8 protein-coding genes and 1 pseudogene are annotated in these 9,629 nt (G+C 72.6%); 3 read left to right on the forward strand and 6 right to left on the reverse strand.

The genetic code is table 11. The features are described from left to right. Positions 1–171 precede the first annotated feature (171 nt). Positions 172–2,067, forward strand: a complete 1,896-nt coding sequence (locus ACFQUZ_RS05000; RefSeq protein ID WP_377438086.1) for a heavy metal translocating P-type ATPase — start codon at positions 172–174, stop codon at positions 2,065–2,067. A gap of 8 nt (positions 2,068–2,075) precedes the next feature. On the opposite strand, the pseudogene ACFQUZ_RS05005 reads toward ACFQUZ_RS05000, so the two are convergent. The 5 genes and pseudogenes from ACFQUZ_RS05005 to ACFQUZ_RS05025 form a co-directional block, all read right to left on the reverse strand. Then, positions 2,076–2,336 (reverse strand): annotated as a pseudogene (locus ACFQUZ_RS05005) (hypothetical protein); the annotation flags it as partial. Positions 2,337–2,444: 108 nt separating this feature from the next. Continuing rightward, positions 2,445–4,844 carry a phosphoketolase gene (locus tag ACFQUZ_RS05010; protein WP_377438087.1) on the reverse strand — a complete coding sequence of 800 codons (2,400 nt, stop codon included), beginning with the start codon at positions 4,842–4,844 and terminating at the stop codon, positions 2,445–2,447. 201 nt (positions 4,845–5,045) lie between these two features. Continuing rightward, a complete protein-coding gene (locus tag ACFQUZ_RS05015; protein ID WP_377438089.1) occupies positions 5,046–5,942 on the reverse strand; it encodes a universal stress protein in 897 nt (298 codons plus the stop codon). A gap of 40 nt (positions 5,943–5,982) precedes the next feature. Beyond that, positions 5,983–6,801, reverse strand: a complete 819-nt coding sequence (locus ACFQUZ_RS05020) for an oxidoreductase (protein ID WP_377438092.1) — start codon at positions 6,799–6,801, stop codon at positions 5,983–5,985. Beyond that, positions 6,798–7,361, reverse strand: coding sequence for a TetR/AcrR family transcriptional regulator (locus tag ACFQUZ_RS05025; protein WP_377438094.1), 564 nt, complete (start codon positions 7,359–7,361; stop codon positions 6,798–6,800). Before ACFQUZ_RS05025 ends, ACFQUZ_RS05020 begins: the two co-directional genes overlap by 4 nt. A gap of 133 nt (positions 7,362–7,494) precedes the next feature. Here ACFQUZ_RS05025 and ACFQUZ_RS05030 point away from each other — a divergent pair, with 133 nt between their 5' ends. Further along, a complete protein-coding gene (locus tag ACFQUZ_RS05030; RefSeq protein WP_377438097.1) occupies positions 7,495–8,052 on the forward strand; it encodes a Uma2 family endonuclease in 558 nt (185 codons plus the stop codon). Positions 8,053–8,070: 18 nt separating this feature from the next. Here the strand turns inward: ACFQUZ_RS05030 and ACFQUZ_RS05035 are convergent, their stop codons facing one another. Then, positions 8,071–8,565 carry an Lrp/AsnC family transcriptional regulator gene (locus tag ACFQUZ_RS05035; RefSeq protein ID WP_377438100.1) on the reverse strand — a complete coding sequence of 165 codons (495 nt, stop codon included), beginning with the start codon at positions 8,563–8,565 and terminating at the stop codon, positions 8,071–8,073. Between the two features lie 62 nt (positions 8,566–8,627). On the opposite strand from ACFQUZ_RS05035, the gene ACFQUZ_RS05040 reads away from it, so the two are divergent. After that, positions 8,628–9,557: a DMT family transporter gene (locus ACFQUZ_RS05040; protein ID WP_377438103.1), complete on the forward strand. Its 930-nt coding sequence runs from the start codon at positions 8,628–8,630 to the stop codon at positions 9,555–9,557. Positions 9,558–9,629 lie beyond the last annotated feature (72 nt).

Below are 9,629 nucleotides of genomic sequence, written 5' to 3' on the forward strand. Positions count from 1 at the left end.
GGCCCTACCACCCAGCCCTTTCTCCCCGACCCTCCCAGTAGTTGATCTTGCACTTTTGGTTGCGACTTAAGGTGCAAATGCGCATATATTAGTAGCCTGAACTGCAAGATCGACGGGAGAGGCGGGGACGCGGGGGACGCGGGGGAGACGGGGCCGGGGGGCGGGGGACTGGTGGGGGTTGACGAGGAGGGGGACGGGTGCGGGGGGCGCGAGGCGGCGCCGGAGCGCCCGCACGGCTGGTCCACCTGGACACCGCTTGTCGCGCTGCTGCTGGTGGTGGCGGCCGGCGGCGGCCTGTGGCTGGCCGGGGCGCGCCGGGCGGCGGACCTGGTGTGGGCGGGAGCCACCCTGGCCACCCTGCTGCCCACCGTCTTCGTCATGCTGCGCAGTCTGCTGCGGCGCCAGTTCGGGGTGGACGTCATCGCCGCGTTGGCGCTGGGCGGCACCCTGCTGGTCGGCGAGTACCTGGCCGGCGCGGTCATCGCGCTGATGCTGGCCACCGGCCGCACCCTGGAGGAGTACGCCGAGCGGCGAGCCACCCGGGACCTGCACGAGCTGCTGACCCGGGCGCCGCGCACCGCCAAGCGGCGCACCGCGACCGGTGAGATTGAGGAGGTCGACCTGGACCGGGTGGGGCCCGGCGACCACCTGCTGGTCGGCCCGGGTGATGTCGTCGCCGTGGACGGGCGGATCGAGGACCGGGCCACCCTGGACGAGTCCGTGGTGACGGGGGAGTCGCAGCCGGTCGACCGGCGGGCGGGCGACCCGGTGGCCAGCGGCGTCCGCAACGCGGGGGCCGCCTTCGGCATGGTAGCTACGGCGGTGGCGGCGGACAGTACGTACGCCGGCATCGTCCGGCTGGCCCGGGAGGCGACGGCGCGAAAGGCCCCGATGGTGCGGCTCGCTGACCGGTACGCGGCCGCCTTCGTCCCGTTCACGCTTGTGGTCTCGGGCGCGGCGTGGGTCGCGTCCGGTGAGTTCCTGCGGGCGGTGGCGGTGCTGGTGGTGGCGACGCCGTGCCCGCTGCTGCTGGCCACCCCGATCGCCATCGTCTCCGGGTTGTCGCGGGCGGCCCGTCGGGGCGTGCTGGTTCGCGACGGCGGCTCGCTGGAGGTGCTCGGCCGGGCCCGGACCCTGCTCGTCGACAAGACCGGGACGCTGACCGCCGGCCGGCCCCGGTTGGCCGAGTTGGTGACCGCCGACGGCTGGGACGGCACCGAGGTGCTGCGGTCGGCGGCCTCGGTGGCGCAGCTCTCGGCGCACGTGCTGTCCGCAGCGGTGGTGCGGGCGGCCCGCGACCGGGGCCTCGACCTGGCCGTGGCGGCGGAGGTGACCGAGGAGCCGGGTCGCGGGGTGCGTGGCCGGGTGGACGGGCGGACCGTCGCGGTAGGGCAGCTCGCCGGGGAGCCGCCGCCGTGGGCGGCGCCGGTCCGCCGGCGGGCCGAGGACGAGGGCATGTCGGTGGTCTGGGTCCGCGTGGACGGCACGCCGGTCGCGGGGTTGCTGCTGCACGATCCGGTACGCCCGGACGCGCCGGCCACCACCCGCCGGCTGCGCGTGGCCGGCTTCGACCGGCTGGTGATGCTGACCGGGGACCGGCCGCCGGTGGCCGAGCGGGTGGCGCGGGCGGTCGGCGTCGACGACGTGGTGGCCCGGTGTACGCCGGCGGAGAAGGTGGACCGGGTACGGGCCGAGTCGCGTCGCGCGGTGACCGTCATGGTGGGCGACGGGGTGAACGACGCGCCGGCGCTGGCCGAGGCACACGTCGGGGTGGCGATGGGCGCCACCGGTGCGACCGCGTCGGCCGACGTGGCCGACGCGGTGCTGACCGTGGACCGGCTGGACCGGCTTGCCGACGCGGTGGAGATCGCCCGGTACGCGCGCCGGATCGCCGTCCAGAGCGCCCTGGTCGGGATGACGCTCGCGGTGGCGGCGATGGTGGCGGCGGCGGTCGGTCTGCTGCCGCCGCTGGCCGGGGCGGTCCTCCAGGAGGGGATCGACGTCGTGGTCATCCTCAACGCGCTGCGCGCGCTGCGTGGTGGCCTGAGCCCGGCCGCCGGGAACTGACGGCTCGGTCAGCCCGGGGGCTTGGTCGGCGTGACGTTGCGGAAGCGCTCGTGTGCCGACTGCCGGCTGATGCCGAGCGCGTTGCCGATCTCGGCCCAGGAGAGTCCGGCTTCCCGGGCCGCCGCCACGGCTCGGTCGATCAGCGGTCGCTGCCAGCGCTCCACCTCGGCGAGGATGCCGAGTGCCTGCAACGGCCAGGTGGTGGTCAGTTCGGCGACAATGTCCCGGAGGGTGTCGGAGCGGCCCAGCGGCCAGCCGGTCGCGGCCCGGGACTGACTTCGGTGGCCGACCGACGGACCCGGCGTGGATGCAACCCGCCGGGTCCGTCAGGTCCGTTCAGTCAGCCGTCTCCCGCGGCGGCCACCGAACGCGTGCCGTCAGCCACGGGTGGCGCCCTGGGCGCCCGGCCACCGCCACTCGGCGACCATCGGGGCGTCCTCGCCGAACCGGCGGGTGTGGTCCCGGCACTCCTGGCGGGCGTCGACCATCTCCTGCCGCAGGTGCGCGGCCCGGGTGGCCAGTCCGGGCACCCGGTCGATGACGTCGATCACCAGGTGGAAGCGGTCCAGGTCGTTGAGCATCACCATGTCGAACGGCGTGGTGGTGGTGCCCTCCTCCTTGTAGCCGCGCACGTGCAGGTTCTCGTGGTTGGTCCGGCGGTAGGTGAGCCGGTGGATCAGCCACGGGTACCCGTGGTAGGCGAAGATGATCGGCTTGTCCCGGGTGAAGATGGTGTCGAACTGCACGTCGGGCAGCCCGTGCGGGTGTTCGCTGGGCTGCTGGAGGCGCATCAGGTCGACCACGTTGACCACCCGCACCTTGAGGTCCGGCAGGTGCCGGCGGAGCAGGTCGGCGGCGGCCAGGGTCTCCATGGTCGGGACGTCGCCGGCGCAGGCGAGCACCACGTCCGGCTCGCTGCCGGCGTCGCTGCTGGCCCAGTCCCAGATGCCGAGGCCGCGCCGGCAGTGCATGATCGCCTCGTCCATGGTGAGCCAGTTCGGCCCCGGCTGCTTGCCGGCCACCACCACGTTTATGTAGTTCCGGCTGCGCAGGCAGTGATCCATGGTGGAGAGCAGCGTGTTCGCGTCCGGCGGCAGGTAGACCCGGACGATCTCGGCCTTCTTGTTGACCACGTGGTCGATGAACCCGGGGTCCTGGTGCGAGAAGCCGTTGTGGTCCTGCCGCCAGACGTGGCTGGACAGCAGGTAGTTCAGCGACGCGATCGGCCTCCGCCACGGGATGTCCCGGGTCACCTTGAGCCACTTGGCGTGCTGGTTGAGCATCGAGTCCACCAGGTGGATGAACGCCTCGTAGCTGGTGAACACGCCGTGCCGGCCGGTCAGCAGGTAACCCTCCAGCCAGCCCTGGCACAGGTGCTCGGAGAGCACCTCCATCACCCGGCCGTCGGGGGAGAGGTGGGTGTCGTCGGGCCGCGTCTCGCCGACGAAGGCCCGCCCGGTCACCTCGAACGCCGCGTCGAGCCGGTTGGAGGCCACCTCGTCGGGGCCGAACAACCGGAACCGATCCGGGTTGGCGGCGATGACGTCCCGCATCCACTTCCCGGTGGGGCCGATCAGTCCGGTGACCGGCTGACCCGGCTCCTCGATGTCCACCGCGTACTTCCGGAAGTCGGGTAGTACGAGGTCGCGCAGCAGGATGCCGCCGTTGGCGACCGGGTTGGCGCTCATCCGGCGATCGCCCCGCGGCGGCAGGCCGGCCAGCTCGGCCACCGGGCCGCCGGTGGCGTCGAACAGGTCCTCGGGCCGGTAGCCGCGCATCCAGCGTTCCAGCTCGGCCAGGTGCGCCGGGTCGGTGCGGACCCCGGCGAGCGGCACCTGGTGGGCCCGGTAGGTGCCCTCCACCAGGTGCCCGTCGACCTCGTGCGGGCCGGTCCAGCCCTTGGGTGTGCGCAGCACCAGCATCGGCCAGCGGGGTCGGGTGACCGGGCCGCCGGCGCGGGCCCGGCGCTGGATGTCGGCGATCTCGTCGAGCGACCGGTCGAGGGCCGCCGCGAGGGCCTGGTGGACCACTGCGGGGTCGTCGCCCTCCACCACGATCGGGTCGTAGCCGAAGCCGCGCATCATCGACAGCAGGTCGTCGCGGGGGATCCGGTCGAGGACCGTCGGGTTGGCGATCTTGTAACCGTTGAGGTGCAGGATGGGCAGCACGGCGCCGTCCCGGGCCGGGTTGAGGAAGACGTTGGACAGCCAACTGCCGGCCAGCGGGCCGGTCTCCGCCTCGCCGTCGCCGATGACGCAGGCGACCACCAGGTCGGGGTTGTCGAACGCGGCCCCGTACGCGTGCATAAGCGAGTAGCCCAGCTCGCCGCCCTCGTGGATGGAGCCGGGCACCTCGGGCGCCACGTGGCTGGGGATGCCGCCGGGGAAGGAGAACTGGCGGAACAGCCGTTGCATGCCGGCCTCGTCGCGGCTGACCGACGGATACCGTTCGCTGTACGTGCCCTCCAGCCAGGTGTTGGCGACAAGCGCGGGCCCGCCGTGGCCGGGCCCGGTGACGAAGATGGCGTTCAGGTCGCGCCGCACGATCGCCCGGTTCATGTGTACGTAGAGCAGGTTCAGCCCGGGGCTGGTGCCCCAGTGACCGAGCAGCCGGGGCTTGACGTGCTCGGGGCGCAGCGGCTCCCGCAGCAGCGGGTTGTCCAGCAGGTAGATCTGGCCGACGGTCAGGTAATTCGCCGCCCGCCAGTACGCGTCCAACCGGCGCAGTTCGTCGTCGGTCAGTGGTCCGTGCGCCGCTACGGCGGTATCAGTTGTCATCAACCTGAGCCTCTCGCGTCTCGGGGGAGTGCCGCGGCCGGAACCACGATCGGTGTTCAGCGTGCCGCCGGGCGCGCCACGTCGGTCAGGGCCGTTGGTCCCGCCGGATACGGATCTCCTTACCCCCGATGGACTCCTTCTCGCCCGGAATCCCCGGGCGGGCGCTTCGGGTCCGGGTTTCCGGCGGACGCTTCGTGCCCCTCACACCTGGACGTAGAGTTCGTGCGGTTCGCGGACAATGAGGACCGGCGTGGTGCAGTGGTACAGCAGCGCCTGACTCACGCCGCCGAGCATGCCTCGCCACGGCCGGTCTCCCCGGGCGCTGGCGACCACCAACTCGGCGTCCGCCGCCACGGCGACCACCATGTCGGCCGGGTCGCCGACGCGGACCCGTGGTTCGGCCGCCACCCCGGGATACCTGTGCCGCCACGGCTCGATCTCGGCGTCGAGCTGGCCGACCGCCTGGGCATCGCTGAGCGCGGGCTGCTCCGCCGGATCCCACGCCCGGATGACGACCAGGTCGCGGCCGCGCCGGCGGGCCGCGTCGAACGCGTAGTCCAGGGCCAGCCCGGAGCTGGGCGAGCCATCCACGCCGACCACGATGGGCCCGGGTGGCGGCACGGTGTCCCGGGCGACGAGCACGCTGCATCCAGCCCGCGCGGCGATCATCAGAGCGGTGGCGTCGACCGGCACGCAGGTGCACCGGCCGAGCCCACCGTCACCGATCACCAGCAGCGCGGCGGCGCCCGACTCGCGCAGCAGGACCGTCACCGGCGGACCTTCCAGCAGCGTGGCGGTCACCTCGACGACCGGGTCGGCGCGCCTGCCGATCGCGACGGCGCGGTCGAGCACCTCTGCGGCCGGGTCCCGGAGCACCTCGGTGGGAATCGGTTCCGTCGGGTCGGGCGTCCAGTTGAAGGTGTGCACGATCCGTAGCGGGCGGTGGTGCAGGGCTGCCTCCCGGGCGGCCATCCGGATGAGGCTCTTGTCGAGTTCGGAGCCGTCCACCCCGACCACCACCGGGGCGCCGCTGGCCGCCGGCATGGCGGTCGGTTCGGCGTCCGCGGCGATCCTGGTCAGCGGCGGGTGCTCGACCACGCTCCCACCGTAACCAGGCCGTCGCCCCGGCGCGGCGCGGTCAGCGGAACTGGACCCGGTTGATCGCGTCGAAGGCCCGGCCGCCGAGCAGTCGGCGGGTGTGCACCAGCGCGCGAGCGGCGCCGGTGACGATGTACCGGGTGTGCGGCCGCCGGGCGGTCACCGCCCGCTCGATGACCTTGGCCACCGCGTCCGGGGTCGCGGCAAGCGCCGGATTGGCGTACGACTTGGTCATCGCCCGGTCGACCGCGGCGACCAGGCCCCGGTACGGCCCCGAGGGGTTGGCACCCAGCGACTCCCCGGCGACGGCCCCGAACCCGGTCCGGATCAGGCCCGGCTCGACGATGGATACCTCGATACCGAACGGTCGGACCTCCTGGCGAAGCGCGTCGGAGATCGCCTCGACGGCGTACTTGCTGGCGTGGTAGTAGCCGCCCCCGGGGAAGACCAGGCGGCCGCCCATCGAGCTGATGTTGACGATCCGTCCCCGGCCGGCCCGCCGCATGCCGGGCAGCACGAGCTGGGTGAGCCGGGCCAGGCCGAACACGTTCGTCTCGAACTGCCGGCGTACCCGGTCGATGTCGGCCTCCTCGATCGGCCCGTACTCGCCGTATCCGGCGTTGTTGACCAGGACGTCCACCTGGCCGTGTCGGCGCTCGATCTCGGCCACGGCGGCGGTCATCGACGCCTCGTCGGTCACGTCGAGCGGCAGCATCTGGGCGCCGGTGGCGGCCAGGTCCTCGATGGCGGCGGTCTTACGGGCGGTGGCGTACACGGTCAGGTCGGGACGGCGGGCCAGCCGCGCGGCGGCGGCCCGGCCGATGCCGGACGAGGTACCGGTGATCAGGACGGTTTTCATGAGTTCTCCCTGGTGGCTAGGCCGGCGGCGATCAGCGCGAGGCCCTCGCGCAGCAGCCGCCGGGGGGTGTCGGGGTCGGTGAGGTCGGCCTCCAGGCCGCGGGTGAGCGCCACGCTGAGTTCGGCGACGGACCGGGCCCGTTCCCCGGCGTCCGCCGCGAGCACCTCGGTCACGACATCGACCACCGAGGCCGTGTACGCCTCGACGAGGTCCCCGGTGAGCCGGGTGCTCGCGTCGAGCAACTCGGGGGCGTGCGGGCTGTCCCGGTAGAGCCGGAGGGTGAGTTCCAGCTTGGTGGCGAGCACCGCGTGCAGCCGCTGCGCCAGCGGTGCGTCGGTGCGCCGCGCCGCCTCCCGGGCGTCGGCGAGGGCCCGGTCGAACAGGCTCTCCGCCAGCCGGCGGTAGGCGTCGTCCTTGTTGCGGACGTACTGGTAGACCGCCGGGCGGGACATGCCGGCCTCGGTGGCGATGTCGTCCATGGTGGTGCGGCGGACGCCGTGCCGGGTGAAGCAGGTGTACGCCGCGGCCAGGATCCGGTCCAGGCGCTCGTCACTTGACATGCTGACAATCATTGCATGAAACGTCAGATCGTCAAGCGTGCTCTCGGTCACCGACATGCCCGCGTCGGTCCTCGCGCCGGAGGTCCGCGCGCGTGAACCTGTGACAGGATCTGGGTGGAGGTGACATCCGGCCATGAGCGTGGCGCTGCTGGATCATGCCGGTCCGTGGACCGAGGATGAGTACTTCGCGCTCGGCGATACGCCGGACCGGATCGAGCTGTTCGATGGGAGCCTCCTGGTGAGCCCGGCACCGTCAACGCGCCACCAGCACATCTCCCGCCGGTTGGCCAACCTGGTGGACGCCGGTGCCGACGCGGCCGGTTTCTGGGTCTACGAAGCGGTAAACGTCCGACTGGCCCCCGGCCGGGTCTTCATTCCCGACCTGGTGGTCACCCCGATCGAGGACGTCACCACCATCGACGCCGCCGACGTGGTGCTCGTCGGGGAGGTCGTCTCGCCCGGTAATGCCGGCGCGGACCGGCTGCTGAAAATGCAGCTCTACGCGGCGGCGCGAATCGGCTGGTACCTCCTCGTCGAGCCGGAGGAGTCGGTCGCCGTCACGCTGCGCCTGCTGCGGCTCGACGGCGAGCACTACGTCGAGCACTCGATCGCCAAGGATGGCGAGACGATGAGAGCTGACGTGCCGTTCACCATGGAAATCGAGACCCGGGCGCTGCTGCGTCGCCGGTGACCGGCCCGGGACCACACGTCAGTCCGGTGCCCCGGGAACGCGTGGCGGGACCGGGGTGGAGACCACGAACGAGCTGGTCGTCTGGCCGTACAGCAGGAACTGGTCGAGCACCTCCTCCAGTGCCTCGATCTCCGCTACGTGGACCTTGAGCAGGAAGCAGTCCTCGCCGGAGACGCGGTGGCACTCGCTGACCTGCGGCAGTTGGCCGGCCAGCTCGGCGATCCTGGTCAGTTGACCGGGGCCGGGCCGGACCCGGACCCAGGCGGTCACCGGCAGGCCGAGCGCCGCCGGGTCGACGTCCAACCGGTAGCCCCGGATCACCCCCGCCTCCTCCAGCCGGGCCACCCGGTCCCGCACGGCGGGGGCCGACATGCCGACCCGCCGGGCCAGCTCCGCCGCGCTGAGCCGCGGATCGGCGCCGAGTTCGTCAAGCAGTCGCCGGTTCGTCGGATCCAGCAGCGAGTTTCCCTGCGGAACGCCGTTGCCCGGTCGAGCCTTCCGTCGAGAAACCATTAGGTCACTCCTGCCGCTGATTGCCCCTGCCCTTAGCGTTCAATACTTTCCACGATAGGGGAATGTCCGAAACCATCGTCGTCGCCCGTGGCGGCAGTCGGCGACCACCCGTTCACCGCGTCCCGCCACACGCGTACTTTCTCGTGAGCGCGGTCTTCCACTACCTCGGGCCGGCGTTCGCGGTGCTGCTCTTCGCCCGGATCGACGTACTCGGGGTGGCGTGGCTGCGGATCACGGTGGCCGCCGTGATCTTCGCGGTCTGGCGCCGGCCGTGGCGACGGTGGTCGGGTCTCGACCGGGCCGCCCGACGGCTCCTGCTCGCCTGGGGCGTCGTGCTCGCCGCCATGAACAGCGTCTTCTACGTCGCGCTCGACCGGCTGCCGCTGGGCACGGTCGCGGCCGTCGAGTTCGTCCCCGTTCTCCTCCTGGCCGCGTACGCGGTCCGGTCCCGGCGCAACGCCGCGGCGCTCGCGCTGGCCGGGTTCGGCGTCTGGTTGCTGACCGACGTGCGGCTGGTCGCCGAGCCCGTCGGGATGGCGTGCGCCGCCGCCAACGCCGCACTGTTCGCGGCCTACATCACGCTGGCGCACCGGGCATCCCGCCAGCCGGAGCTGTCCGGTCTGGACGCTCTCGGGTCGGCCATGGTGGTGGCGGCGGTGGTCGCGGCGCCGGTCGGCGTCGGGTACGCCCTGCCGGCGTTCGTCGACCCGGTGGCCCTCGCCGCCGCCGTGGGAGTGGCCGTCTGCTCGTCGGTGATCCCGTACGTCTTCGACCAGTTGGCCATGGCCCGGCTGGCCCGTGGCACGTACGCCCTGATGACCTCGCTGCTCCCGGCCACCGCGGCGGTGATCGGGTTCTTCGTCCTGCGCCAGCGTCCCACCGTCGGCGAGGCCGTCGGCGTCCTGTTGGTGGTCGCGGCTGTCGCCACCCACCGCCCCCCGGGATCTCCCCGGGAGTCTTCCCGTCGATCTCGGGCAGATGGTCGCGATTAGCGATCAACTAGCAGCCATCTGCCCTAGATCGGCGGGGAGGGCGGGGGGTGCGGGGAGTGCGGGGAGTGCGGG

It is taken from the genome of Plantactinospora sp. GCM10030261 (assembly GCF_042666615.1).
Lineage (GTDB): Bacteria > Actinomycetota > Actinomycetes > Mycobacteriales > Micromonosporaceae > KBS50.